The organism is Kangsaoukella pontilimi, from assembly GCF_009830125.1.
Lineage (GTDB): Bacteria > Pseudomonadota > Alphaproteobacteria > Rhodobacterales > Rhodobacteraceae > Kangsaoukella > Kangsaoukella pontilimi.
In genome coordinates this window covers 340,368-366,451 of sequence record NZ_WUPT01000002.1, presented here as the reverse complement: position 1 = coordinate 366,451, position 26,084 = coordinate 340,368, and the positions used below count along the sequence as shown (strand labels likewise).

Here is a 26,084-nt window from a genome sequence, read left to right as displayed (position 1 = left end):
ATCGTCGGGGGTTGGGTGAGTCGAATTTAGAATGGTTCTTAAACGAGTCTGACAATTAGTTTAAGTTGCAATTTCTGATATGTTCGATAACCCAAGATTATGAAAAATCTTACCCTCAGACAGATGCGGTATGTCGACGCTCTGGCCCGTCTTGGTCACTTCGGACGGGCAGCCGAGGCCTGCGCCATCTCGCAGCCGGCGCTGTCGGTTCAAATCCGCGAGGTCGAGACCGCGCTTGGCGCGCGCCTCTTCGAACGGGGCGCGCGGCAGGTCTCGCTGACGCGGCTCGGGCGCGATTTTGTCGAGCGGGCGCAGGATATCCTCCGCGCAGTGGACGAGTTGGGAGATCTTGTCCGCGCGTCGAGCGATACGCTTGACGGAGAACTGCGCCTCGGCGTGATTCCGACAATCGCTCCCTATCTTCTGCCCCGCATTCTGGCGGGCGCGTCCGCCGCCTATCCGCAACTGAACCTGAACATCCGGGAGACAATCACGCCGCGTCTGATCGACGACCTGAGGGACAATCGGCTGGATGCGGCCATCGTGGCGCTTCCGGTTTCTGAGCCATCCTTGTCGGAACTGCCGCTCTTCGACGAGGAGATGCTTCTGGTCCGTCCGGCGGAGGCCGCAGGAACCCCGGCACCGAGGGCGTCCGAACTGGGCGACCATCGCCTGCTTTTGCTGGAAGAGGGGCATTGCTTCCGGGATCAGGCGCTATCCTTCTGCAAGATCGGGCCGGGCGGCACGCAGGACGGGCTTGACGGTTCGTCTCTGTCGACATTGGTGCAGATGGTCGGCGCGCGCATGGGCGTGACGCTGGTGCCGGAAATGGCCGTTCCGATGGAAACGGCGCGCGCCCCTGTGGCGGTTGACCGGCTTTCAGGTCCCTGCCCCAGCCGGACAGTCGGCATGATCTGGCGGCGACAGAGCCCCATCGCGCGGCAGTTGGAGGAATTCGCAGCCGTCGTGTCCGAGGCCCACCGCGACAGTCGCGGCGGGCCAGAGGGCGATCAGGCGATGTCCTGATAGGACAGAGTCACGTCCAGTGTCGAAACCGCGGAATAGTCGTCGTCGCTATCCGCAAGGACGGCATAGGTCTCGAATGTGATGTCGTAGGGCGTCGGCACATCGACGCTGCCCAAGAGGATGTCGAAGGTATCCTTGTTGGCATCATCCCCGAGCGCGATGATCTCGAGCCGGGTGAAGCCATCTGCGGTAGAGACGATGAGCGTGTCGTTGTCCGCATCGGACCCCGCAGTACCGCCGCCGCCGCCATCGATGATCCAGCCCTTGGTGTCGTAGGTGGTGTCATCGAAGATCTCGACGGTCGTTCCGTCGTTGCCCAGGATGGAAGTTTCGCCACCAACGTCAAAACTCAGCACTGTGCCGTTAACTTCGAGAGACGTGATTTCAACCTCCGTTTCTCCGTTCCACGCCCGGATCAGGAAGTTGGCATCATCGCCCGGGCTGTTGTTCTGGTTCAGCACGAAGTTGAAGTTGTTGACGGTTACTATCTCGTCGCCGCTCACCGTGGCGTCACCCAGGCCGTCATCCAGCAGGAACTCGATCTCGAGCCGGTCGACGATATTCCCGGTCCGGTCGAAATCCTGACCGGTGCCAACGCCGACACCGGCGCCACTGATGTTCACGGTGGTGGGTGAGCCGTCGAGTATCTCGCCGTCGCCAATCTCGGACTCGTAGCCCTTGAACAGAACGTCGATATCGCTGCCGCCCACGTTGAAGACGATCTGCGAATCCGGGTTTCCGGACGGCACGTCGGCGACGAAGTTGTCACCGAAGCTGACCGTCACGAGGTTGTCGATGGGCGCGAACATCTCGATATCGAAGACGTCCGACCCCGCCACAAGCCCGTCGGTGTCGAGCGTCATGACGAAGACGATATCGTCGACGCCCTCGTCGTAACCGCTTGACGTCCCCGAGGTGTCTCCGCCCTTCTCAGCGTAGGCCGTCAGCGTGTCGGTCCCGAAGCCGAAGACGAACACCTCGGCCTCACCGGAGAGAAGCGCCTCGAGCGTATCGGGCGTATCGTCCTGAATGATGCCCTTGAGCTGAACGATGGTTGTCCCGTCGCCGCCCCCGGTGCTGGTCACGAAATAGGCCGTGCCCGGATCATCCGCGCCGACCCTGTCGGCGTCACCCAGAAGCTCGGCTGTCGCGTCTTCTCCAGCCTTGTTCCAGACGGTGAGGGTGTCGGGCTGCAGGCTGTCTGGGCCGTCGTCGCCGAAGAGCACATTGCCCCCGAGGTCGAGCGTCCCGGTCGCGGTCTGGCTGAAGTCACCTTCCTGATCGGTGGTCTTGGCGGTCGAGAACAACTCCACCAGGTTATCACCCAGCGCCACGGTCTGGTCGATATAAGCGCCGTCATACGGGGCACCCGGCTCGGGGTGGTCCAGCTCCTCGTATTGTGTCTGCGTCACGACACCCGCGGCCTGCGAGAGCGTAAAGATCAGCCGGTCGGTGTCGGCGTCGTAAACGCCGTTTCCGCCCTTCTCCACGTAGCCGTAGACCACGCCGCCCTGCTCATCGACCCGCACGTCGTCGCCACTTGCCGTGAGGTTCGTCAGAAGCGATCCGGTCGCGCCGCCGTCAAGCTGCAGCCCCCATGTCCGGGACGTCTGCCCGCCACCGTCGGCACCGAAATCATCGCCGCCCACGACGGAAAACTCGCCGCTGAAATCGACCACGGCAACGGTCGGATCGTCACTGTCGTCATCGTCAGCAGCAATTTCGGCACGGTCCTCTCCGTCGTAATTGCCGCCGGTCGTCCCGCCGTCATAGGTCAGAATCTTCAGACCGGAGTCGGTCACGTTGAATGTTGGGGACTTCGGGCCGTCATCGCCGAAGATGATGTTGCTCGTCTCGGGCGTGTCGCCGCCGAGGTCGAGAACCGCAACCGTCGCTGTCGCGGTGTCGCCCTCCTCGTCCGTCGTCTTCGCACCCGCGACGAACTCGATCTTGCCAGCGGCCAGCGCGACGATGTCATCGCGATAGTTGCCGCTGTATTCCTGGGATATCGTGTGATCCAGCTCTTCAGACTGCGTCAGGGTCACGACGCTGCCGCTGTTGGACACGGTGAAGACCAGCCGGTCGCCCGACGCATAGCCTTCGGTGCCGTCCGTATCGACATAGCCGTAGATCACCCCGCTGACGTCGGCCAGCATCACCGTCCCGCCATCGGATGTCAGGCCGGAGTCGATGGGCGCGGTTGCACCGCTACCCAGCCGGAGCGTCCATGTCCGGTCCGTGTCGCCCGCACCGTCCGCACCGTAGTCGCCCTCGTTCGCGAAGGTGAAATCATCTTTGAAGTCGACGACCGCGACCGCCGGATTGTCGTCCGGATCGTCATCCGCGGTGACGAGCGCACGGTCCTCGCCGTCGAAGTTCCCGTCCGTCGTGCCACCGTCATATGTCAGGATTTTCCTGCCGCTGTCCGTTGCAGACACGGTTGGCGTTTTCGGCCCGTCATCCCCGAAGACGACGTTGCCGCCAAGGTCCAGACCGTCTTTCACCGTCTGGCTCGTGTCGCCCTCCTCATCCTCGACCACGACCGACGCCACAAGTTCGACCAGCCCATCCGCCAGCGCGACGGTGTCGTCCAGATACCCGCCGCTATACGCCTCGGTCTTCGTGTGATCGAGCTCTTCGAACTGTTCGAGCGTCACGACGCTGCCGCTGTTGGACAGGGTAAAGACCTTTGCCGCCTTGATGTCGGCTTCGCTCCCGCTGGCAAGTGTCGAGCCGTAGACCACACCGCCGAAGATATGGAGATAAACCGCCTTGGTGTCGGACTTCAGACCGGAATCGGTTCCTGCCGCCTTCGACAGTTCGAGCGACCAAGTCGTGGTGGCCTTGCCGGCCCCATCCGCGCCGTAGTCATCTGTGTTTTCGATTTTGAAGTCGTCCTTGAAATCGACGACCGCAATCGTCTTGGACGGGTTGGTGTCCTCGGGGGTCAGATCGCTTCCGGTGAAGTTGCCGTCAGCTGTTCCACCGTCGAATGTCTTGAGGATCAGATCGCTGTCATCCTCCGACACCGTCGGGTCGGCAGGCCCGTCATCCCCGAAGACCACATTGTTGCCCAGGTCCTGAGTTTTGCTGACTGTCTGGCTTGTGTCGCCCTCTTCGTCCTTGACCACGACCGAGGCCTCGAGACCGACAAGGTTGTCGGCAAGCGCAACGGTGTCGTCCTTATATTCGCCCGCGTAGGTGTCGGTCTTGCTGTGATCCAGCTCCTCGAACTGCTCCAGCGTGACCTTGCTGCCGTCATTCGACAGAGTGAAAACCTTGCCGGCCTTGATCTGGTCATCGGTCCCGCTCTGAACGGTCGAGCCGTAGATCATGCCGTCGATCTTGTGCAGGTAGACAGCGCTGCCATCGGAGAACAAACCGGACGCCTTGCTGCCATCGAGCAGCTTCAGCGTCCATGTCGTCGTGGCCTCTCCGGCCCCGTCCGCACCATAGTCGTCGGCATTACCGAACTCGAAGTTGTCCTTGAAGTCGACGATCGCGATGACCGACGAGGCCTTGTTTTCATCCTCATCCAACTCCGTTCCGGTGAAGTTGCCGTCCGGCAGCCCGCCGTCAAAGGTCTTCAGAACGCCTGCATCGCCCTTGAGAGTCACTGTCGGGTCGTCCGGACCGTCATCCCCGAAGACCACGTTTCCGCCAAGGTCGAGCGCATCGCTGGCCGTGGGCGTCGTGTCTCCATCCGCGTCCTTTGTCGATGCCGAGGCTTCCAGCGCGACCTGCCCGTCGGCGAGTGCTACGGTGTCCTCGATATAGTCGCCGTCATAGGTGTCTTTTTGGATGTGATCGAGTTCCTGGCTCTGGGTCAGCGTCACGACGCCCTGGGTGTTCGACAAGCTGAAGACCGCGCCTGCTTCGATCTGTTCGTCAGTTCCTGTCTCGACGGTCGACCCGTAGATTACACCGTTGATATCGTGAAGATAAATCTGACTTCCGTCGGACTTCAGACCGATCGCGGCGTCCCCCTCATTGCCGAGAAGCTTCAGCTTCCATGAGGTCGTTGCGGTGCCAGCGCCATCTGCGCCGTAGTCACCGGTACCCGAAATGGTGAAGTCGGTTGTGAAATCGACCTCGGCGATTGTGGCCGAGGCGTTGTCATCCTCGTCCAGATCGTCGCCCGGGAAGTTGCCGTCCGACAGGCCGCCATCGAACGTCTTGAGGATGCTCTCGCTATCGTCGACCGAAACGGTCGGTTCGTTCGGTACGTCGTCGATCACCTTGACCAGCACTGAACCGGTCAGGTCGACCGTATCGCCGTCGAAATCCTCGGCCTGCAGAAGTCCGCCGAACTCAATGCCCGGAACGGACCCGTCGCCGTCGATCAGGTCGAGGTTCTCTTCCGACGCCGGGTCGCCCGAATAGGTATGATCCAGCGGCGCCAGAAGTGTGAATTTCCAGTCCTGACCGGTCGGGCCGACAAGCTCGAAGGTGAAGACCTTCTTGTCGCCGGCATCCAGCCCGGCATCGCCGCTGTCGATGAAGGCCGTCAGGACGTTCCCGGTCACATCGTAAGACACGGCATTGCCGCCGGACGTCAGATCGGGAAGCGTGGCCAGACTTGTCGCGTCCCCCTTGAGCGAGAATTTCGCACCGCCACCGAGTTGCTCGTCGGTGCCGACGGATACCAGCCCCGAGAGACTGCCGGTCGCGACGTCGGTAGTGACGTTGGGATCACCGGGGTCGCCGGGAACATCCTGATCCTCGGTGGGAACGCCGGCATCTTCATTACCGATAGTGGGAAGATGCTCTTCCTCCACAGTGCCGCCAAACGTGCCACCAAGATCGACCGGCTTGTCGTCGATGACGAAATACCGGCCGAGATCGTACAGATCGCGGACGTGATCGCCATCGGTATCGACCACGATCAGCGCAGACGACATGTCGAATTCGACCGCCGCCTCAAGGTTGTCGCCCTGCGTATGGTCGACCTGGCCGAGGACCGAGAACTTCATCTCGCCGCCCGGTGTGACCTCGAACAGGATCACGTCGCGGGTTGTGCTCAGAGTGCCATTAGAAATGCCGAGCGCGCCGAAACCCGTGAAGTCCAGCGCGTTGTGAAAGACGGACTCCACCCGCAGATCGCCGCCGTCGATTTCCGCCGTCAGGAAGTCCGTTCCGTTGATCGCGTCGATCAGATCTCCGAGCGTGGCGCCGTCATTCGGAACAGTGAAGGAGAAATCATCGACCCCGGGCGAGACCTCGTCGATCTCGTAAGTTCCGGCGGCAAGCATGTAGTCCCTGTCGGTTCCTCCCGGCAATGTGCCCGTAATCGACACGACGGACCCGGTCAGGATGTATTTCGTGATCTCGTCATCCGTGTTCTTTTCGGTCGTCAGATCCCAGTCGATCAGCGCGCTCTGCGAAGTGTGCACCGGAAGCGTCGCACCGGTCGGATCGAGCGCGAAGATCGCCGTGGCGTCGTTGCCGGACACGATGAAGGCGCTGCCTGCGTCGGCCACGTAGTCGATATTGGTGATAGTCCCGAGCGCACCGTCCTCGTCGGTATCCGCATCCACGGCGGGGCCGGGGGAATCCGAGCCCTCGATGATCGTGTCGGACGTCAGATCCTCGTTGCCTCCCGTAATGCCGTGTTCTTCCTCGACATAGGCGGGGTCGGCCTTGAAGGCGGCGGGGTAGTCATCCTCGAACCCGAAGATGCCGCCGATCGCGACGCTTTCGGTGCTGACCTGCGTGATCGAGAAATTGCCGACGTCGAATTCGGCGCTGTCCTGGCCCGCGCCATCGCCGTCGTTCTCGATCATCAGTCGGGAGTGGTTGCCATCGGTGGTGTAGCTGACCGTATCGCTTGCCCTCAGGCGGCTCAGCTGCAGCCCTTCGCCGTCCTCTCCGAAGGCGACCTCGATGAAGAAGGTGTTTTCGGTCTGGTCGTCCCAGACAACCATCTTGTCACCGAAGTCCAGATCTCCCGGGTCGGTGCCATCGTCATCCGCACTGATATATGCCAGGTAAGCCGCATAGGACGTCGTGAAAGTGACATCAGGTGCGTTCTTGCCCTTGGTCCGAGGACCGGACACGACGACCGTTTCGAACCCGACCATTACGTCATTCATGTTGGCGAGCTGCGTTTCCAGATCACCTTCGAAGTCGGAGCCGGAGCGGATCTCGGTGTTTGCAGCATCTCCCAGATCATTGGCGAGCGCCGTCAGATACAGCACCGCCGCCTTGCCGCTCTGCAGCTGCACCACCTCGAAGCTGGCCCCGGTCGTCTCCAGCGCCGACAGGAAGTCGATATTCGCTTCGACATCCGCCTCGTTCTGGTCGAGATCGGGCACGGTGTAGTCGGCATTCGTCCCCTGAACAAACGTCAGGATAAGCGTGTCGCCAATCCCGTCGTCGTCCGTGTCGGCGGTCAGCATCTGGTTGTTCGAGCCGAACACCTGATCCTGTCCCTTGGCCTTCGACGAGTTCACCGTATCTCCGGTCGACAGGTTCGCGCCGCCCTCGACATCCGCCGGATCGCGCCCGGTGGCGACGATGCCATAGTCGTAGCGAAGGGTGCCATCGCCATCGGCCACCGGCTCGGCATCCTTCTCGGGGAACATGATGAACAGGTTCTGCCCTGAAGGCGCATTGGTGGCGTCGAAATCCAGACTGCTGGTCGCGGTGAGCGAAATCGCTTCATTGTCGATCAGCTTGAGAGCGTCCGGATCGTTCGGGTCTTCGTTGTCGATGGAGATGCCTTCGAACTGGACGGTGTAGAACCGGGCAACCAGCGTGTCGTTGCCCAACGCGTTCTTTGTCAGTTCCTGGTCGAGATAAATGGCAATGGCCGGCGAATCCACGTCGATCGGCTGGCCGTCCGCATCCACCTCGTATCCGACAAGTATATAGACGGGCTCATCGGTGTCGTCGGCGGGCGTCGGATCGGGCACCAGCCAAAGATGGATAGGGGCCGGGCTGGAACCTGAGGTGTTCAGTCCACTGTTCACGCCATCGGGATAGGTGCCCGTACCGCCATCATCGAAGATCGGAAACGGGTTGCCGGCAGACGTGGTGGTAAGGGCAAGGTATTCGAGGTTGAGGTCGGAAAGGGTCAGAACCTTGGTCAGCTCGAAAGAGTCCGCCGCGACAGCAGCAAGCGCGGGAAGACCAAAGTAACCGGTATCGCCTGCAAGCGTCAGGTCTTCGGTTGTGTAGATGACAAGGGTGTTGTTGACGTTCGCCGCCGTGATCCCGGTCAGCTCGGCATCATTGATTGCCGCGACGAACAGGTCGAGAGTGTCATAGTCGTCCGTGCTGAAATCGGTGGTGCCGATGGTCAGGGTCTGGCCTGCATCAAGAGTGCCGCTCAGAACCTCGGTTCCCGTGACCGACCCGTAATTGGTCAGCGCGGCCTCGTGAATCAGTTGCTCTATCGTCGTGACTTCGGTCGTGAAGTACCCCGAGAGCCAGGTCGTAAAGATGTCGGGCAGAAGACTGACGTCGATATCGTTGTCGTTGTTGTCCTCCAGGGTCTCGCCGTTCAGCGTATCGGCATCGCCGTTGTTTTGCTCATTCGTGCTTTCGTCATTGACCACACCGCCAATGATGTCGTCTTCGGTAAAATCAACCATCTCTCCGGCCCCCACCGTAGTGTCGGCGACGACGCGAAATGACCCACCTCAGCGGGCACGCTCGCGCATCGCGCGTTCCAAAATCGGGAGAGATCGCCGGTTATTGTGCTGCCTGGTCCGCCCTTTGATGCGGACCTGAACAGACCTTGTCCGACCTAATTGCCATTCTCGGCGCCCCACCCAGTGACGCCCAACGGTTCTGGCTCTGTCGCCTCGATACCAATAAAAAGAAACTCGAAACCGCGAGGCACTGCCTCAAAAGCAAAACTACTTCTTGGAATACGGGCATGGTCGGCGGAAATTGGCTGCCGGTAAACAAAATTCCCGGAAACAGACACAAGTTACCCGCTCACGGTTGTATCAGATCCGACTTGTTCCCGCATAGGCCTGCGCAAATCGGGAACCTGTCCGACGAAAGGGCCGCACTGAGTCGGCCTAGAAATCGTCTACAACGACAACACCGGGAAGCGATTTGAGCGCGCCTTTTATCGTAGGTGAAACCGGCCAGCCGTCACCGATATGAACCGGCACGTCCTGCGCGGCACCGGGCAGGGGCACGTCCAGCGCGGTGATCCGGATGGGCCCTTTGGTCTTGACCGAGCCATCATTGCGGAAGCGTTCCAGAACCGAATGGATCAGCCCGACCGCGCCCAGATCATCGATCATCACGTCCAGACCGGCGGTGTCGGCATCAACGATGTTGTCGATCGGCGCGACGCCCCGTGCGATCGGGTCGAATTGACCCTCGTTGAAGCGCGCTTCAAGCGTCATCACCACCTGCGTCGTCTGATCGAAGACCCGCCGGCACGTGTCGAAATCCTCGGGAAAGAGCGCCATGCCCGGCACCTGAAGCGTCGGATCGGAAATGTTCATCCGGAAAAACCGCGTCCCGCGCCCCGACTTCCTTTCCTGAAGCGCCGAGACGATAACGCCCACCCGCGCGATGGCCGCGCCTTCCGCTTCCGCCTTTTCCTGAAGCTCGGCCAGCGTCATCAGACCTCGCCGCTTCAGCGCCGCGGCGTAGTCGTCCAACGGATGGCCCGACAGATAGAAGCCGATGGCGGTGTGTTCTTCAGACAGACGCTCGTTCGGCAGCCAGTCATCGACGGGCGACAGGCGCGGTTCGGGCAGGTCTTCGCCCGCGTCCCCGAAAAGCGATACCTGCGCGCTGCCGCGCTGCTCGTGGATCGCGGCGGAATAGGCCGTCAGCGCATCGAGCGACTTGAACACACGGTGCCGGTTCGGGTCGAGCTGATCGAAGGCACCCGCGCGCGCCAGCATCTCTAATGGCCGCTTTCCGATCCGCTTTAGGTCCACCCGACGGGCGAAGTCGAAGAGCGTCGCAAAGGGGCTGTCACCACGCGCCTCCGCGATGAGCCGCATCGCTTCAACGCCAACATTCTTGAGCGCGCCCAGCGCGTAGACCAGTTTTCCGTCCTTCACCGAGAACGTTGGCTCGGCCCGGTTCACGCAGGGCGGAACGATCTCGATATCCAGCCCGCGCCGGACCTCTTCGGCATAGATCGACAGTTTGTCCGTCAGGTGCAGATCGCAGTTCATGACACCGGCCATGAACTCGACCGGGTAATTCGCCTTCAGCCATGCGGTCTGATAGCTGACGACGGCATAGGCGGCGGCATGGGACTTGTTGAAGCCGTAGTTCGCGAACTTGTCGAGAAGGTTCCAGACCTCCAGCGCCTTCGCCTTGTCCACCCCATTCTTGGCCGCGCCTTCAAGGAACTTCGGCCGCTCGGCGTCCATCGCCTCCTGGATCTTCTTACCCATCGCGCGGCGGAGAAGGTCGGCGCCGCCGAGGCTGTAGCCCGCCATCTCCTGCGCGATCTGCATCACCTGTTCCTGATAGACGATGATGCCCTGCGTCTCGTCCAGGATATGGTCGATCAGCGGGTGCAACGTCTCGCGTTCGGCCCGCTCGTTCTTGACGTCGCAATATTGCGGGATGTTCTCCATCGGACCGGGACGATACAGCGCCACCAGCGCAACGATATCTTCGATGCAGGTGGGCTTCATGCGCCGCAGCGCATCCATCATGCCCGAGCTTTCCACCTGGAACACGGCAACGGTCCGGGCCTTGGCGTAAAGCTCGTAGGTGGCCGGATCGTCCAGCGGGATCTGCCCGATGTCGATCTCGATCCCGCGCTCTTTCAGAAGGTTCAGCGCGTTCTGGATGACCGTCAGCGTCTTGAGGCCGAGAAAGTCGAATTTCACAAGCCCGGCCTGCTCGACCCACTTCATGTTGAACTGGGTCGCGGGCATCTCGGAGCGGGGGTCGCGGTAGAGCGGCACCAGCTCGTCCAGCGCCCGGTCCCCGATCACGACACCGGCGGCGTGCGTGGACGCATTCCGCAAGAGCCCCTCGACCTGCTGGCCATAGGTCAGAAGCCGCTGCACGACCTCTTCGGCCTTCGCCTCTTCCCTCAGGCGCGGCTCATCCGCCAGCGCCTTTTCGATCGAGACGGGTTTCACCCCCTCGACCGGGATCAGCTTGGACAGGCGGTCGACCTGGCCGTAGGGCATCTGCAGAACGCGCCCCACGTCACGCACCGCCGCCTTGGACAGAAGCGCGCCGAAGGTGATGATCTGACCGACCCGGTCGTGACCGTATTTCTCCTGCACGTAGCGGATCACCTCTTCGCGCCGGTCCATGCAGAAGTCGATGTCGAAGTCGGGCATCGACACCCGCTCTGGGTTCAGGAACCGCTCGAACAGAAGCGAATAGCGGAGCGGATCGAGGTCGGTAATCGTCAGCGCATAGGCCACAAGCGAGCCCGCGCCCGAGCCACGGCCAGGTCCGACCGGAATGTCGTGATCCTTGGCCCATTTGATGAAGTCCGCAACGATCAGGAAGTAGCCGGGAAAGCCCATCCCCTCGATGATGCCCAACTCGAAATCGAGCCGCTTGTCATACTCTTCGCGGGGCGCGGCAGGCTCGATAACCTTGAGACGTTCCTCCAGCCCCTCGCGCGCCTGACGGCGAAGTTCCTCGACCTCGTCCTCGGCAAACCGTGGCAGGATCGGATCGTGCCGCTCGGCGGCATAGGCGCAGCGGCGCGCGATCTCGACGGTGTTTTCCAGCGCCTCGGGCAGGTCCGCGAACAACGCGGCCATCTCGGACGGTGACTTGAAATAGTGCTGCGGGGTCAGGCGACGGCGGGGGGCCTGCTGGTCCACGTAAGCCCCGTCCGCGATGCAGATCAGCGCGTCATGCGCCTCGTACATCTCGGCGCTCGGGAAATAGACGTCATTGGTGGCGACCAGCGGCAGGTTCATCGCATAGGCCATCTCGACCGTTGGTCGTTCGGTCAGACGCTCGGCCTCGGGCAGCGACCCGCCTTCGCCCGGATGCCGTTGAAGCTCGACATAGAGTCGGTCGGGATAGATCGCGGCCAGCCGGGTCATCACCGCCTGCGCACGCGGGGTTTGTCCGGCGCGGATCAGCCGCCCGACAGGGCCGTCCGGCCCGCCACTCAGGCAGAGCAGACCTTCCGAATGCTGGGCAAGATCGTCCAACGTCACCTGCGGCATGTCCTGCTCGCGGAGGTAAAGCGCCGAATTCAGCTTCATCAGGCTTTCATACCCGGCGCGACTCTGCGCCAGCAGAACGACCGGCGCGGGAGGCACCTGTTTCTCGCCCGGCGCGGGCGTCTCGTAGGCCACATCAATCTGACAGCCTATGATCGGCTGAATGCCGGCACCAAGAGCCGAGACCGAGAATTCCAGCGCTGCGAAGAGGTTGTTGGTATCCGTCACCGCAACCGCAGGCATCCCGGCCTTGGCGCAAAGACCCGGCAGCTTTTTCAGCCGTACCGCACCTTCCAGAAGGGAATATTCGGTGTGCAGGCGAAGATGGATGAATCGGGGCGCGGTGGTCATGACGCCACTCTATGTTGTGGGCAGAGGCTTCGAAAAGGCCATAACCGGCCTGCCCGGAAGAAAAAACTTAGCAGAGCAGCTAACTATATTTACAACGCACCTATAGGCAGATAGTTAGCCATATGACTAACCAAATCGACCGGTTCTTTTCCGCCCTCTCCGACCCCACCCGCCGCGCTGTCATCGAGCGGCTGACCAGAGGATCCGCCCCTGTCTCCGAGCTGCATGCGCCCCATGACATCGCGCTGCCGACATTTCTTCGCCACCTCCGGGTTCTCGAAGATGCAGGGCTGGTCCGATCCGAGAAAAAGGGCCGGATCCGCACGGTTCACATCGAAGCGGGGCCGCTGGCCGAGGCCGAAGACTGGCTGAGACGGCAGCGCCGGATATGGGAGGCGCGTCTGGACCGCCTCGGCGCGCTGGCAGAAGGCCTGGAAGAGCCACTCAAACAGGAAGAGACTGAATGACGACCTTCGACCCCGAAAGGGACCTGCGCCTCGAGCGCTTCATGAAGGCTTCACCCGAAATGGTCTGGCGTTGCTGGACGGATCCCGAGCTGTTCGCCCAATGGTTCGCCCCGAAGCCCGTGAAGGTCAGCGACGTCCATTACGAGTTCCATCCGGGCGGCGCCGCAAATCTGACCATGACGCTTCCCGATGGAACCGTCATGCCGCTTCAAGGCTGTGTGGTCGAGGTAGAGCCTGCACGCCGCCTCGTCACGACGGATGCCATGACGGCAGGGTTCCGCCCCGCCGGGCAGCCGTTTCTGACCGCGATCACCGAACTGATCCCGCAGGACGGAGGCACGCTCTACCGGGCGACCGCGCTCCACAATTCGGCTGAGGCCAGCGCCAAGCACGAGCAGATGGGCTTCTACGACGGCTGGGGAACAACGTTCCGGCAACTGGATGAGCTGTCCGACAGCCTGACCTGACACCCAGAAGTTTGCGCTTGCCATTCCGGTCGCTCTTTTGTTCACTTTTGAACCAGGGCTGGCGCGTCCTCTACGCCGCATCGACGACGCGCCTTGCGATACGCAAATTCGGGTAAGGCGGCAGGATTTCACATGACAGTCACGTTTTCTCTGAACGGAGAAACTGTGTCGATCGAAGCGGCGCCGACGGTGACGTTGCTCGACTGGCTGCGCGAGACGCGCGGCCTGAAGGGCACGAAGGAAGGCTGCAACGAGGGCGATTGCGGCGCATGTACGGTGATGGTGACCGATGACCGGGGCGCGAGGGCGCTGAATGCCTGCATCCTGTTCCTGCCCCAGTTGCACGGCAAGGCACTACGCACGGTCGAGGGGATCGCCGGACCGGGCGGCAGCCTGCACCCCGCGCAGGTCGCCATGGTCGAGGCCCACGGCTCGCAATGCGGGTTCTGCACCCCCGGCTTTATCGTCTCTATGGCGACCGCGCACCTGAACGGCAGAACCGACCATGACGACGCGCTGGCCGGTAACCTCTGTCGCTGCACCGGTTACGCGCCCATCGTCCGCGCGGCCGAAGCGATCGAGGGGATCGCCGCGCCCGACTGGATGCGCGACACGCCGCCCGGGGTGGACGTCCTGCCCGAGGCGCCGGAAACAGCTGACGCGCTGGCGGCGTGGTACGAGGCAAATCCCGACGGCACGCTGATTGCCGGGGCGACCGATGTGGGTCTCTGGGTCACGAAACAGTTCCGCGATCTGGACAAGGTCGCCTTCCTGCACCGTTGTCGCGACCTGCAGAGGATCGAGACGGGAAGCGACGAAATACGGATCGGCGCCGGCGTCACAATGGCGGCGCTTCTGCCGATGCTCCGCGGGCGCTATCCGTCCTATGCGGAAATGGTCCGCCGCTATGGCTCGGATCAGGTCCGGCAGGCGGCGACCATCGGCGGGAACATCGCCAACGGCTCGCCCATCGGAGACAACCCGCCCGCGCTGATCGCTCTTGGCGCGACGCTGCACCTGAGGAAGGGTGACACGCGGCGCGATCTTCCGCTTGAGGACTTCTTCCTCGACTACGGCAAACAGGACCGCGCACCAGGCGAGTTCGTCGAGGCTGTAACGATCCCGGCCGAGGCACCGTCTCTCAGGGTCTACAAGCTGTCGAAACGGTTCGATCAGGATATCTCGGCGGTCTGCGGGGCCTTCAACGTGACGGTCGAGGACGGCGCAGTCACATCGGCCCGAATCGCCTTTGGCGGCATGGCAGGCATCCCGAAACGCGCCGCATCGGTAGAGGCCGCGCTTTTGGGTCAGCCCTGGACAGCCGAGACAATCGTCGCAGCGGCCGCGAAGATGGGCGAGGATTTCACCCCGCTCAGCGACATGCGGGCCAGCGCCGACTATCGCCTCAAAACGGCCGGGAACATGCTGCGCCGTTATTTCCGCGATCTCTCCGGCGAGACGGTCTCGGTGCTGGAGGTCGCGCCATGACCGTCGCAAAACCGCTGCCCCATGACAGCGCCGCGCTGCACGTCACCGGTCAGGCGCGTTACGTCGACGACCTGCCCCTGCCCGAGGGCGCCGTCCATCTGGCGTTCGGAACAGCGCCGGTGGCGCATGGACGTCTTCGCTCGATTGATCTGACCAAGGTGCGCGCCGCCGACGGTGTGCTGGCCGTGATCACTGCCGCCGATCTGGATCACGAGATCGACGTTTCGCCCTCGCCCTCGCCCGAACCGCTTCTGGCGGGCGATACGGTGCAGTACGTGGGCCAACCTGTCTTTCTGGTGATCGCCGAAAGCCACCTTCTGGCGCGGCGCGCGGCGGCGCTGGCCGATTACGACATCGAAGAGCTTCCCGCGATCCTGAGCATCGAGGAGGCAATGGAGGCCGGAAGCCGCTTCGAAGAAGGACCGCGAATCTACACCCGAGGAGACGCGGCGGAAGCCATAACGACGGCGCCCCACAGCCTGACAGGCTCGATCGAGATCGGCGGGCAGGAGCATTTCTATCTGGAAGGTCAGGCCGCCGCCGCCCTGCCACAGGAAGCGGGCGACATGCTGGTCTATTCCTCGTCCCAGCACCCGACCGAAATTCAGCACAAGGTGGCCCATGCGCTCCACCTTCCGATGCACGCGGTCCGCTGCGAAGTCAGGCGCATGGGCGGAGGCTTTGGCGGCAAGGAGAGCCAGGGCAACAGCCTCGCCATCGCATGCGCGCTGGCCGCGCGGCTGACAGGCCGTCCCGCCACGATGCGTTATGACCGCGACGACGACATGACGATCACCGGCAAGCGGCACGATTTCCGGATCGATTACCGCGTGGGCTTTAACGGCGAAGGGCGGATCGCGGGGATCGAATTCCTGCAACTCTGCCGCTGCGGATGGTCGATGGACCTGAGCCTGCCGGTGGCGGATCGGGCGATGCTCCATGCGGACAACGCCTATTTCATTCCGAACATGCGGGTGGAATCGCACCGATTGAAGACCAACACCCAATCCGCCACAGCCTTTCGCGGCTTCGGCGGGCCGCAGGGCATGGTCGGGATCGAACGGGTGCTGGACCACGTCGCGCATGCCGTCCGGCGCGATCCGCTGGACGTCCGGCGGGCGAATTACTACCGGCCTCTGGCCGGCGCCTCCGGCGGGGATATTTCGGAACAGGCGAAGACGCAGACGACGCATTACCACATGCCGGTCGAGGATTTCATCCTCCACGAGATGACCGAGCGCCTTGTGGAGACTTCGGACTATCGCGCGCGCCGCGCGGCGGTGGCCGAGTGGAATGCCCGGAACGATGTGCTGAAAAAGGGCATTGCGCTGACACCGGTGAAATTCGGAATCAGCTTCACGCTGACCCATCTGAATCAGGCGGGCGCACTGGTCCACGTGTATCAGGACGGGTCGATCCACATGAACCACGGCGGCACCGAGATGGGACAGGGCCTGTTCCAGAAGGTGGCGCAGGTGGCGGCGTCGCGGTTCGGGATCGGGATCGAGCGGGTCAAGATCACCGCAACAGACACCGGCAAGGTGCCGAACACGTCGGCCACGGCGGCTTCGTCCGGCTCGGACCTGAACGGGATGGCCGTGCAGGCCGCCTGCGACACGATACGCGAGAGGCTGGCCGTCTTCGTCGCCGAGCGCGCGCAGGCGCGGCCCGAGGAGGTACGCTTCGAAGGTGGCAAAGTGCTGGTCGGGGGCGAGGCGCTGAGTTTCGACGAGGTGGTGCGCGACGCCTACATGGCGCGGGTGAGCCTGTCGTCGACAGGCTTTTACGCCACGCCCAAGATCGTCTGGGACCGGATAAAGGGCGAAGGGCGGCCATTCTTCTACTTTGCCTATGGCGTGGCCGTGACCGAGGTCGCCATCGACACGCTGACCGGCGAGAACCGTATCCTCCGCACCGATATCCTCCACGACTGCGGCGCGTCCCTGAACCCGGCGCTGGATATCGGCCAGATCGAGGGCGGTTATGTGCAGGGAGCGGGCTGGCTGACAACGGAAGAGCTGGTCTGGGACGGCAAGGGCCGGCTCAGGACCCACGCGCCCTCGACCTACAAGATACCCGCCTGTTCCGACCGGCCCGATATCCTGAACGTCGCGCTCTGGGATGGGGCGAACCGTGAAGAGACGGTCTATCGCTCGAAAGCGGTGGGCGAGCCGCCCCTGATGCTGGGCATTTCGGCGCTGATGGCACTGAGCGATGCTGTGGCCTCGTGCGGCAAGGCCTATCCCGACCTTGATGCGCCGGCGACGGCGGAGCAGGTACTGCGGGCGGTCGAACGGGTTTGCACGTGAGCTTCGACCGCGACGATATCGCCCGAGCGGTGGCAGAAGGTCCGGTCGCCCGCATCTTGGTCGTCGAGACGCGCGGCTCGGTACCGCGCAGTGCGGGGACTTCCATGCTGGTCGGGCCGGATTGGACCGAAGGCACCATCGGCGGCGGAGCGCTGGAATTCGCCGCGATAGAGAATGCGCGGAAGGTGCTGGCCGCAGGGAAAGACCAGGTGGAGCGGCATCCGCTTGGTCCCGCGCTTGGGCAGTGCTGCGGCGGGGCAGTCACGCTCCTGACCGAGGTCTGGAGCGAAACGCGGCTGAATGACATCAGCGAGGGCGACATCATTGCCCGGCCCGCCCCCGGCGGAAGCGCGGAGCGACCGCTGACCGTTACCCGCCTCTTGTCTGAAGCGCGGAGCGGGCGGCGGAACGTCACGACACGGCTGATCGACGGCTGGATCGTCGAGCCGGTCGCACGGCCCGAGCGCGCGATCTGGATATGGGGCGCGGGTCATGTCGGGCGCGCGCTGGTAAATGTTCTGGCCCCCTTGCCGGCACTGTCCCTGACCTGGGCCGACAGCGGCGAGGACCGGTTTCCCGACACCGTTCCGCATGGCATCCAGACACTCACCGCCGCCAACCCCGCCGACCTTGTGCCACTCGCCCCCTCCCATGCCGAGCATTATGTGCTGACATACTCCCATGCGCTCGACCTGGAGATCTGCCATCGCGTTCTTGGCCGTCCTTTCGCGTTCCTCGGCCTGATCGGCTCGGACACGAAGCGCGCGCGATTCCGGTCGCGTCTGGCGGCACTCGGGCATACGCCTGCTCAAATCGACCGCATGATCTGTCCCATCGGCGACCCGTTCTTGGGCAAACACCCGCAAGAGATTGCGCTCGGCGTCGGGGCGGAGATACTGGCGCGGGGACAAGGGGACACCGCGATGATCGGAAAACAGGCGTGAGCCGGCCCGACCTGATCGGGATCGACGGCCTGACCAAGGCCTACCCGGGCGTGGTCGCCAATGACGGCGTGTCATTCAGCGTGGGTCGCGGCGAGGTCCACGCGCTTCTGGGCGAGAACGGCGCTGGCAAGTCCACACTGGTCAAGATGATCTACGGTCTGGTCAAGCCCGATGCAGGTCAGATGACCTTCGCCGGCACCCCCTATGCCCCCGGCAGCCCCAACGAGGCGCGCGCAACCGGCGTCGCGATGGTCTTCCAGCATTTCTCGCTGTTCGAGGCGCTGGACGTGGCCGAGAACGTAGCGCTCGGCATGGAAAACCCGCCGCCGATGCGGGCGCTCGCCAGCCAGATCCGCGACGTCAGCGAGACCTACGGCCTGCCGCTCGACCCGACGCGTCTTGTGGGCGACCTGTCCGCGGGCGAGCGCCAGCGGGTCGAGATCGTGCGCTGTCTGCTGCAGGACCCCAAGCTTCTGATTATGGACGAACCCACAAGCGTCCTGACCCCGCAGGAGGTCGAGATCCTGTTCGAGACGCTGCGCAAGCTGCAATCCGAAGGGACTTCAATCCTCTATATCAGCCACAAGCTGGAAGAGATCCGCGCGCTTTGTGACGGGGCGACGATCCTGAGGCTGGGCAAGGTTGTGGCCACCTGCGACCCGCGCGAACGTTCGGCGCGGGAACTCGCGGAAATGATGGTGGGGGCGGAACTCAGAACACCAACGGCGCGAAGCCACGCGATGGGCGATGTCGCCCTGTCCATAAAGGGGCTCAACCTGCGCTCGGCCTCGCCCTTCGGGACGTCGCTCAAGGATATCTCGATCGAGGTGCGCGAAGGCGAGGTTCTGGGGATCGGCGGCGTGGCTGGCAACGGACAGGACGAACTTCTCGGCGCGCTTTCGGGCGAACTGCGCGCACCGCGCGATGCGATCCTTCTCGGCGGGGCGCCGGTGGGCCACCTTGGCCCGAACGCGCGCCGCAAGCTGGGCCTGTTGGCGGCACCAGAGGAACGGTTAGGCCACGCCGCCGCGCCGAATATGAGCCTGACCGAGAACGCTGCGCTGACGGCCCATACCCGCAAGGGGCTGGTCAGAAACGGCTTCCTCGATTGGCAGGGCGCCCGCGCCTATGCCGAAGAGGTCATTCGGGACTTCGACGTCAGAACACCCGGCCCCGGCAATGCCGCCGGAGCACTGTCCGGTGGCAACCTTCAGAAATTCGTCATCGGGCGGGAAATCCTGCAGAAGCCGAAAGTGCTGGTGGTCAATCAGCCGACCTGGGGCGTCGATGCCTCGGCGGCGGCGGCTATCCGTCAGGCACTTCTCGATCTTGCCGCCGAGGGTGCGGCTGTCATCGTCATCAGCCAGGACCTGGACGAGATCATGGAGATCTCCGACCGCTTTGCCGCGCTCAACGAGGGCCGTCTTTCCGCGCCCGTGGATGCGCGCGGACTGACGCTGGAGCAGATCGGCCTGATGCTGGGCGGCGCGCATGGCATGGAAGTCGCCCATGTGGGCGAGGAGACCGCGATATGATCCGGCTGGAAAAACGCGCGGCCCCGTCGCGGACATGGTCCTACCTGACGCCGCTGGTTGCCGTCATCGCCACGATGATCGCGGGCGGTCTGATGTTCGCCGCACTCGGCAAAGACCCTGTGGAGGCGATCCGCACCATCTTCTGGGACCCGCTCTTTGGAGAGTTCGCCTTCTACTACCGGGGCCAGCTTCTGGTGAAGGCCGGACCGCTGATCCTGATCGCCATCGGGCTCGCGCTCGGCTTCCGGGCGGGCATCTGGAACATCGGCGCCGAAGGTCAGTATATCATGGGCGCAATTTGCGGTGCTGCCGTGGGCCTTGCCTTCTACCCGATGGAGGCGCGCTGGCTGATCTTCCCGCTGATGATCCTTGGCGGCGCGGTCGGCGGTTTCCTTTGGGCGATGATCCCCGGCATCCTGAAGACACGCTTCAACACCAACGAGATCCTCGTGTCGCTGCTACTGGTCTACGTGGCCGAGCAAATCCTTGCGTCCATGTCGCTCGGCCTTCTCCGGAACCCCGAGGGCGCGGGCTTTCCGGGGTCACGCAACCTTCGCCAGTACGAAAGCGCCGCGAATAACGAGCTGATCGCAGGCACCGGCATGCACTGGGGCGTGGTGGCCGCTCTGATCGCCGTGATCTTCGCTTATATCCTTCTCAGCCGGCACATCATGGGCTTCAACATCCGCCTGACCGGCGAAAGCCCCCGCGCCGCACGCTTCGCGGGTGTGAACCCCAACCGGCTGATCCTGTTCTGCCTTGGCCTTTCAGGCGCGCTGGCAGGGCTTGCCGGTCTCTTCGAGGTCGCAGGCCCCGCCGGCCAGATCAGCATCGACTTCAACGTAGGCTACGGCTTTACCGCGATCATCGTCGCCTTCCTCGGACGGCTGCATCCCATCGGGATTCTTCTTGCCGGTCTTCTGATGGCGCTGACCTATATCGGCGGCGAAGCGGCGCAATCGTCCCTCGGCCTGCCATCCGCCGCGATACAGGCGTTCCAGGGGATGCTGCTGTTCTTCCTTCTGGCGTTCGACGTGCTGACCCATTTCCGCGTGAAGTTCGGGCGGGAGGCCGCTGCATGATCGCGCTGGACCTGTTCATCGCCATCATGGGTGGCGCCATCGCTTTCTTCGTCGCGCTGATCATCGCCGCTCTTTTCGAGGCGGTCGGCCTCGCATGGTGGTGGCTTGCGCTGACCTACGCGGTGATCTTCGCGCTTTACATGGGCTACCGGTCGCTACGGGACAGGTATGGGACAAGCTGGGTCGACCGGCTGTTTCCGGAAACCGCAAATCCCGAGGGCGACCGGACAGCATCTCTGGCGAGCATCTACGCTGTCGGCGCCGGCTTCATCATCGCCTTCGTCACCACGCGCGTGACACCGGCCTCCGACATAATGGCGCTCTTCTGATGGACCTGTCTTCGATCAATCCCGTTCTGCTGGTGGCCTCTCTCATGGTCGCCTCGACACCGATCCTGCTGGCCGCAATCGGCGAGCTTGTCGTCGAGAAATCGGGTGTGCTTAATCTCGGTGTCGAGGGCATGATGATCGTGGGTGCGGTCTGCGGTTTCGCCACGGCGGTGGCCACCGGCTCGCCCGCACTTGGCTTCGTCGTCGCGGCGATCGGCGGAGCGGTGCTGTCCAGCCTCTTCGGCGTCCTCACGCAGTTCCTCTTGTCGAATCAGGTCGCCACCGGTCTGGCGCTGACCCTGTTCGGTCTCGGAATCTCGGCACTGATGGGACAAGGATACGTGGGCGTTCGCCCTCCATCCTCACCCCGCCTCGACCTCGGCCCGCTGTCCGACCTGCCGGTTGTAGGCCGAATCCTCTTTTCGCATCACCCGATGGTGTACCTGTCGCTCGCCCTCGTCGCGGGCGTCTGGTGGTTTCTCCGCTCTACACGCGGCGGGCTCGTCCTGCGCGCGGTCGGCGAAAGCCACGACGCCGCTCACGCGCTTGGCTATTCGGTGGTCACGGTGCGCTTCGCCGCCATCCTGTTCGGCGGTGCCTGCGCCGGGCTGGGGGGCGCATTCCTGAGCCTCGTCATCGTCCCGCAATGGACCGAGGGGATGACGGCCGGACAGGGCTGGATCGCGCTTGCCATCGTGGTCTTTGCCTCGTGGCGGCCGTGGCGGGTGCTGATCGGTGCCTATCTTTTTGGCGGAGTCACGGTTTTGCAGCTGAACCTGCAGGCCGCCGGGGTTGCGATTCCGGTCGAACTCTTGTCGATGTCGCCCTACCTGATAACCATCGCGGTGCTTGTTATCATCTCGTCCGACCGCAGCCGGGCCGCATTGAATGCGCCGGCATCACTGGGACGGGTATTCCATGCCTCGAAATGAGGCGACGCGTAAAACTCTAGGGGAGAGAACAATGAAAAAACGCACATTCCTGGCCGGGGTCGCTGCCACCGCCCTCGCCACCGCTGCCTTTGCAGGCAGCCATGGGGACGGCCCGGTCAAGGCGGGCTTCATCTATGTCGGCCCGATCGGCGACGGCGGCTGGACCTATCAGCACGACCAGGGCCGTCTTGCCGTCGAAGCCGAGTTCGGCGACCAGGTCGAGACCGTCTATCAGGAAACCGTGCCGGAAGGTGCCGACGCCGAGCGCGCGATTACGCAGATGGCGCTGCAGGGTGCTGACATCATCTTCACCACCTCCTTCGGCTATATGGACCCGACCATCAATGTCGCGGCCAAATTCCCGAACGTGAAGTTCGAACATGCGACCGGCTACAAGACCGCCGACAACGTCGCGACCTATGATGCGCGCTTCTACGAGGGCCGTGCCGTCATCGGCACCATCGCCGGGCACATGACTGAGTCGAACAAGATCGGCTACATCGCGTCCTTCCCGATCCCCGAGGTCATCCAGGGCATCAACTCGGCCTATCTGCACGCCAAGAAGGTGAATCCCGACGTCGAGATGAGCGTCGTCTGGGTCTATACCTGGTTCGATCCCGCGAAAGAGGCCGACGCGGCCAAGGCGCTGATCGAAAACGGCGTCGACGTGATCATGCAGCACACCGACTCGACCGCGCCGCAAGCCGCCGCTGCCGAAGCCGAGGGCACCGTCTACACCTTCGGCCAGGCCTCCGACATGGGCGCTTATGCCCCCGTGCCGCGGATTTCGTCAATCATCGACGAATGGTCGCCCTATTACATCGAGCGTGTCCGCGCCGTGCTGGACGGCACCTGGGAATCGGGTCGCCACTGGGGCGGCATCGCGGAAGGCGAGGTCGTGATCGGCGAGATCTCGGAAGCGGTGCCGGAAGAGGTCCGCGCCGAGGCGCTTGCGCTTCGCGACGCGATCGCGGCGGGCGAGTACCACCCGTTCACCGGCCCGATCAACAAGCAGGATGGCACGCCCTGGCTGGCCGAAGGCGAGGTTGCGACCGACGAGGAACTGCTTGGCCTCAACTTCTACGTCGAGGGCATCACCGCCGAAATCCCGAACTGATCGGGACACCGGAGAAGATTGCAAAGGCCGCCTTCGGGCGGCCTTTGACTTTTTGCCTCCGGCGGGGATTTCTTGGACCCAGAGAAAGGGGATGTTCATGCTCACGACCATATCGGGCGCGCCGGTATCGCGCTTCAGCTTCGGAACGATGCAATTCGGGGACAAGGCGGACGAGACGGCTTCGGCCGCGATGTACTCCGCGTGCCGCGAAGCGGGCATCAATTTCTTCGACACCGCCTACGGCTATACCGAAGGCCGGTCGGAGACGATCACCGGAAATCTTGTCCGCGCCGAGCGGGACGACGTCTTCGTCGCGACGAAGACCGGCGGCTCGAACGACGCGTCGCCCGCGACCATCCACGCGCAATTCGCGGAAAGCCGGCGCCGGCTGGGACTGGAGACGGTCGATCTGCTCTACGTGCACCAGATCGACCCGGTCACGCCGCTGGAAGAGACGCTCGGCGCGTTTCGTGAATATGTGGAAAGCGGCACAGTCCGCTATGTGGGCCTGTCCAACCATGCCGCGTGGCAGATCATGAAGGCACGCGGCATCGCTCGGGAGATGGGGTTCGACATCGCCGTCCTGCAGCCGATGTTCAATCTGGTCAAACGGCAGGCCGAGGTCGAAATCCTGCCGATGGCGGCCTCCGAAGGCTTTGCCGTCTGCCCCTACTCGCCACTGGGTGGCGGGCTTCTGACCGGGAAATACGCCGAGGCAGGGGGCGGGCGCCTGCTGGACGATCCGCGATACAAGGCGCGCTATGCCGTCGACTGGATGCACCAGACCGCGGCCGACCTTCTGGCGCTCGGGCGCGAGCTGAACGTCGATCCCGCCACGCTGGCGGTGGCTTGGGTCGCGCATCAGAAAGGCGTCTGGGGACCGATCATCTCGGCCCGGTCGGTGGAGCAGCTCCGTCCGTCGCTTGCAGCTATCGGCTTCGACATGGACGACGACCTGTCGGGCCGGATTTCCGCGTTGTCGCAGAAGCCCGCGCCGGCGAACGACCGTCTGGAGGAAAGCTGAGGCGTCCGCGCCCAGTTACCCATCAAGGAAAAGGCGGCGCGGGGTCCCTATCCGGCCCCGTCGCCGCCCGACTGCTCGCGTGTCTTGGCCTGTCGCGATATCTTGGCCTTGGTCGTTTGCTGTCCCTCCGCCCGTGTCAGGCGAAGTCCGGGTTATATGAAACCCGCTCGCGCAGCTTGTAACGCGGGGCGGGGTAATCGGCGAATTTCGGGGCCCGTTCCGGGAACACCTTCTTGAAGTCCTCGCGCACCTGTTTCGGCGTTTCCTTCAGGCTGTCCGGCGTGGGGAGGAAGCTTTCCACCGGAAGACCGTTGGCGGCAAAGACCTGATGCTCGTCGAACACCACGTTGTAATACGTCACCTCGTCCGGCGCGCGGTCGATGAAGGTCGAGTCGTTCAGGCCGGCGATGTCACGGGCGGGAACGAGGCAGCTTTCCGAGTCCTCTTCATCGAGAAGACGCCACCCCGGGATCAGAAGCCGGTGCGCGCTGCCGACACTGAGCGTGCGCTGCGGCATCATCGGGCCCACGGCGCGGGGCCGGAGCACGATGGGCGCGAGCGACGGATCGGCGGCGATTTCATTGGCCGTGACCGTGCGTGTCCAGATCATGCGCACAGGCTGCAGGCCATTGTCCCGCGTTACCACAAGGTCACCCTGGCGCAGGAATTCCACCCGTCGGCCGCCACAGGGCGTCCTCAGGTTCGCCCCGGCGCAAATACCGGTGACGCCTGTCTTGGCTAGCGCATCCTCTTTCGAGAAATCTGCGACCATCGTCATAGGCCTGTTCCCTTCCGCACGATACCTCTTCGGCACCTTGTCAGCCTAAGTCGAAATGTGACCGAATTAGGGTCCGGTGATGGTGAATCCGCGAAGCTTGCCCCATATGCGCCGGTTTTCGTTTCCAAATCGTGAACAATCGCCCGAGGCCATGGGAATCATTCCCCGAATCCGGCCAACAAAGCGCCGAACCGGAACACTTTGTTCGCGGGGACGTCAGTGGTTGGGGCGGGTAGCCTGTGGGGCGTTCAGCTCGTCGACGACAGCCGTCACCGCAGCAAGAGGGTCTGAAGCCCGGTGCACGGGACGCCCGACAACCACGTGATCGGCACCCGCGGCGATGGCCTCGGCAGGGGTCATGACGCGCTTCTGGTCACCAAGGTCCGAGCCCACGGGGCGCACGCCCGGCGTGACGATCAGCTTGCCCTCGGCCTCGGGCAGCGCGCGCACCAGCGCAGCTTCCTGCGGAGAGCAGATCACGCCGTGGGCGCCCGCCTCCAGCGCGCGCGCGGCGCGCTCCCGGACAAGTTCCGGAATATCACCGGGAATGATAAGCCCCTCATCCAGATCAGCGCGGTCGAGCGAGGTCAGGATCGTCACCGCAAGGATATTCAGCGTCGAGCCGCCGGCCCCCTCGCGCGCGGCGCGCACGACATGGGGGTCGCCATGAACGGTCAGGAAGTCCAGATCGAAGCTCGAGATGCCACGCACCGCCGCCTCGACCGTGGCGCCGATATCGAACAGCTTCATGTCGAGAAAAATGCGCTTGCCGTGCTCGGACTTCAGCTCATTGGCCAGAGCGAGTCCGCCTCCGGTCAGCATACCCAGCCCGATCTTGTAGAACGACACAGCGTCGCCAAGCCTCTCGGCAAGCGCAAGACCGTCCAGCGCATTCGGCACGTCGAGCGCAACGATCAGTCTGTCATCTGCTGTGGTCATGGCGCTTCACTAGACGACGCGCCCCCGCCCGGCAAGAGCGCGTGATATCGCGTCGCGGCTCTTGCGCGGAACGGTCGGCGACCCCAGATAGTTCCCGAGGCTCACAGGTGACATGCCGGTTCCGGGTGCCACCGCCATGAGCGCTTTGTAAAGGAGAG

General features: G+C 63.4%; 17 protein-coding genes. 12 read left to right on the top strand and 5 right to left on the bottom strand.

Annotated features, from left to right (window positions below; all coding sequences use genetic code 11):
* The first annotated feature begins 99 nt into the window (after positions 1 to 99).
* On the top strand, positions 100 to 1,026 hold the full coding sequence (locus GQ651_RS11195) for a hydrogen peroxide-inducible genes activator (RefSeq protein ID WP_160764340.1): 927 nt from the start codon (positions 100 to 102) through the stop codon (positions 1,024 to 1,026).
* Here GQ651_RS11195 and GQ651_RS11190 read toward each other — a convergent pair.
* Entirely contained in the window at positions 1,011 to 8,621 is a 7,611-nt protein-coding gene (locus GQ651_RS11190; protein ID WP_160764339.1) for a hypothetical protein, read from the bottom strand. The two genes, GQ651_RS11195 and GQ651_RS11190, sit on opposite strands and share 16 nt — an antisense overlap.
* A 435-nt stretch (positions 8,622 to 9,056) precedes the next feature.
* Positions 9,057 to 12,515, bottom strand: coding sequence for a DNA polymerase III subunit alpha (dnaE, locus tag GQ651_RS11185; protein WP_160764338.1), 3,459 nt, complete (start codon positions 12,513 to 12,515; stop codon positions 9,057 to 9,059).
* Positions 12,516 to 12,637: 122 nt separating this feature from the next.
* On the opposite strand from dnaE, the gene GQ651_RS11180 reads away from it, so the two are divergent.
* The 11 genes from GQ651_RS11180 (at position 12,638) to GQ651_RS11130 (ending at position 24,209) form a co-directional block, all read left to right on the top strand.
* Complete coding sequence (locus tag GQ651_RS11180; protein WP_160764337.1) at positions 12,638 to 12,982, top strand: ArsR/SmtB family transcription factor; 345 nt, start codon at positions 12,638 to 12,640, stop codon at positions 12,980 to 12,982.
* Entirely contained in the window at positions 12,979 to 13,449 is a 471-nt protein-coding gene (locus GQ651_RS11175; protein WP_160764336.1) for an SRPBCC family protein, read from the top strand. The genes GQ651_RS11180 and GQ651_RS11175 overlap by 4 nt, the downstream gene beginning before the upstream one ends.
* A gap of 132 nt (positions 13,450 to 13,581) precedes the next feature.
* Entirely contained in the window at positions 13,582 to 14,937 is a 1,356-nt protein-coding gene (locus GQ651_RS11170) for a xanthine dehydrogenase small subunit (RefSeq protein WP_160764335.1), read from the top strand.
* Positions 14,934 to 17,246, top strand: coding sequence for a xanthine dehydrogenase molybdopterin binding subunit (xdhB, locus tag GQ651_RS11165; protein WP_160764334.1), 2,313 nt, complete (start codon positions 14,934 to 14,936; stop codon positions 17,244 to 17,246). The genes GQ651_RS11170 and xdhB overlap by 4 nt, the downstream gene beginning before the upstream one ends.
* Complete coding sequence (gene xdhC, locus GQ651_RS11160; RefSeq protein ID WP_406565458.1) at positions 17,243 to 18,190, top strand: xanthine dehydrogenase accessory protein XdhC; 948 nt, start codon at positions 17,243 to 17,245, stop codon at positions 18,188 to 18,190. The genes xdhB and xdhC overlap by 4 nt, the downstream gene beginning before the upstream one ends.
* Positions 18,187 to 19,725: an ABC transporter ATP-binding protein gene (locus GQ651_RS11155; protein ID WP_160764332.1), complete on the top strand. Its 1,539-nt coding sequence runs from the start codon at positions 18,187 to 18,189 to the stop codon at positions 19,723 to 19,725. The genes xdhC and GQ651_RS11155 overlap by 4 nt, the downstream gene beginning before the upstream one ends.
* Positions 19,722 to 20,807: an ABC transporter permease gene (locus GQ651_RS11150; RefSeq protein ID WP_160764331.1), complete on the top strand. Its 1,086-nt coding sequence runs from the start codon at positions 19,722 to 19,724 to the stop codon at positions 20,805 to 20,807. The genes GQ651_RS11155 and GQ651_RS11150 overlap by 4 nt, the downstream gene beginning before the upstream one ends.
* The gene (locus tag GQ651_RS11145) at positions 20,804 to 21,136 is read left to right on the top strand and encodes a hypothetical protein (RefSeq protein WP_160764330.1); all 333 of its coding nucleotides are present in this window, start codon (positions 20,804 to 20,806) and stop codon (positions 21,134 to 21,136) included. Before GQ651_RS11150 ends, GQ651_RS11145 begins: the two co-directional genes overlap by 4 nt.
* Entirely contained in the window at positions 21,136 to 22,068 is a 933-nt protein-coding gene (locus tag GQ651_RS11140) for an ABC transporter permease (protein WP_160764329.1), read from the top strand. Before GQ651_RS11145 ends, GQ651_RS11140 begins: the two co-directional genes overlap by 1 nt.
* 31 nt (positions 22,069 to 22,099) lie before the next feature.
* Positions 22,100 to 23,185, top strand: coding sequence for a BMP family ABC transporter substrate-binding protein (locus GQ651_RS11135; protein ID WP_160764328.1), 1,086 nt, complete (start codon positions 22,100 to 22,102; stop codon positions 23,183 to 23,185).
* A 97-nt stretch (positions 23,186 to 23,282) separates the two neighbouring features.
* Positions 23,283 to 24,209 (top strand): aldo/keto reductase, encoded by a 927-nt coding sequence (locus GQ651_RS11130; RefSeq protein WP_319637408.1) that lies wholly within the window; start codon positions 23,283 to 23,285, stop codon positions 24,207 to 24,209.
* A gap of 136 nt (positions 24,210 to 24,345) precedes the next feature.
* Here GQ651_RS11130 and GQ651_RS11125 read toward each other — a convergent pair whose 3' ends face one another.
* The 3 genes from GQ651_RS11125 to GQ651_RS18915 all read right to left on the bottom strand — a co-directional run bounded on the left by GQ651_RS11125 (position 24,346) and on the right by GQ651_RS18915 (position 26,064).
* A complete protein-coding gene (locus GQ651_RS11125; protein ID WP_160764326.1) occupies positions 24,346 to 24,987 on the bottom strand; it encodes a Hint domain-containing protein in 642 nt (213 codons plus the stop codon).
* Between the two features lie 216 nt (positions 24,988 to 25,203).
* Positions 25,204 to 25,926: an orotidine-5'-phosphate decarboxylase gene (gene pyrF / locus GQ651_RS11120; RefSeq protein ID WP_160764325.1), complete on the bottom strand. Its 723-nt coding sequence runs from the start codon at positions 25,924 to 25,926 to the stop codon at positions 25,204 to 25,206.
* Between the two features lie 9 nt (positions 25,927 to 25,935).
* A complete protein-coding gene (locus GQ651_RS18915) occupies positions 25,936 to 26,064 on the bottom strand; it encodes a hypothetical protein (RefSeq protein ID WP_264464697.1) in 129 nt (42 codons plus the stop codon).
* Positions 26,065 to 26,084 lie beyond the last annotated feature (20 nt).

Excerpts from the sequence above, each read along its gene's own strand:
- GQ651_RS11190 (WP_160764339.1), bottom strand. The coding sequence starts at position 8,621 with ATGGTTGATTTTACCGAAGACGACATCATTGGCGGTGTGGTCAATGAC.
- GQ651_RS11175 (WP_160764336.1), top strand. The coding sequence starts at position 12,979 with ATGACGACCTTCGACCCCGAAAGGGACCTGCGCCTCGAGCGCTTCATG.
- dnaE (WP_160764338.1), bottom strand. The coding sequence starts at position 12,515 with ATGACCACCGCGCCCCGATTCATCCATCTTCGCCTGCACACCGAATAT.
- GQ651_RS11150 (WP_160764331.1), top strand. The coding sequence starts at position 19,722 with ATGATCCGGCTGGAAAAACGCGCGGCCCCGTCGCGGACATGGTCCTAC.
- GQ651_RS11130 (WP_319637408.1), top strand. The coding sequence starts at position 23,283 with ATGCTCACGACCATATCGGGCGCGCCGGTATCGCGCTTCAGCTTCGGA.
- GQ651_RS18915 (WP_264464697.1), bottom strand. The coding sequence starts at position 26,064 with ATGGCGGTGGCACCCGGAACCGGCATGTCACCTGTGAGCCTCGGGAAC.
- GQ651_RS11195 (WP_160764340.1), top strand. The coding sequence starts at position 100 with ATGAAAAATCTTACCCTCAGACAGATGCGGTATGTCGACGCTCTGGCC.
- GQ651_RS11125 (WP_160764326.1), bottom strand. The coding sequence starts at position 24,987 with ATGACGATGGTCGCAGATTTCTCGAAAGAGGATGCGCTAGCCAAGACA.
- GQ651_RS11140 (WP_160764329.1), top strand. The coding sequence starts at position 21,136 with ATGGACCTGTCTTCGATCAATCCCGTTCTGCTGGTGGCCTCTCTCATG.
- xdhB (WP_160764334.1), top strand. The coding sequence starts at position 14,934 with ATGACCGTCGCAAAACCGCTGCCCCATGACAGCGCCGCGCTGCACGTC.
- GQ651_RS11180 (WP_160764337.1), top strand. The coding sequence starts at position 12,638 with ATGACTAACCAAATCGACCGGTTCTTTTCCGCCCTCTCCGACCCCACC.
- pyrF (WP_160764325.1), bottom strand. The coding sequence starts at position 25,926 with ATGACCACAGCAGATGACAGACTGATCGTTGCGCTCGACGTGCCGAAT.
- GQ651_RS11145 (WP_160764330.1), top strand. The coding sequence starts at position 20,804 with ATGATCGCGCTGGACCTGTTCATCGCCATCATGGGTGGCGCCATCGCT.
- GQ651_RS11135 (WP_160764328.1), top strand. The coding sequence starts at position 22,100 with ATGAAAAAACGCACATTCCTGGCCGGGGTCGCTGCCACCGCCCTCGCC.
- GQ651_RS11170 (WP_160764335.1), top strand. The coding sequence starts at position 13,582 with ATGACAGTCACGTTTTCTCTGAACGGAGAAACTGTGTCGATCGAAGCG.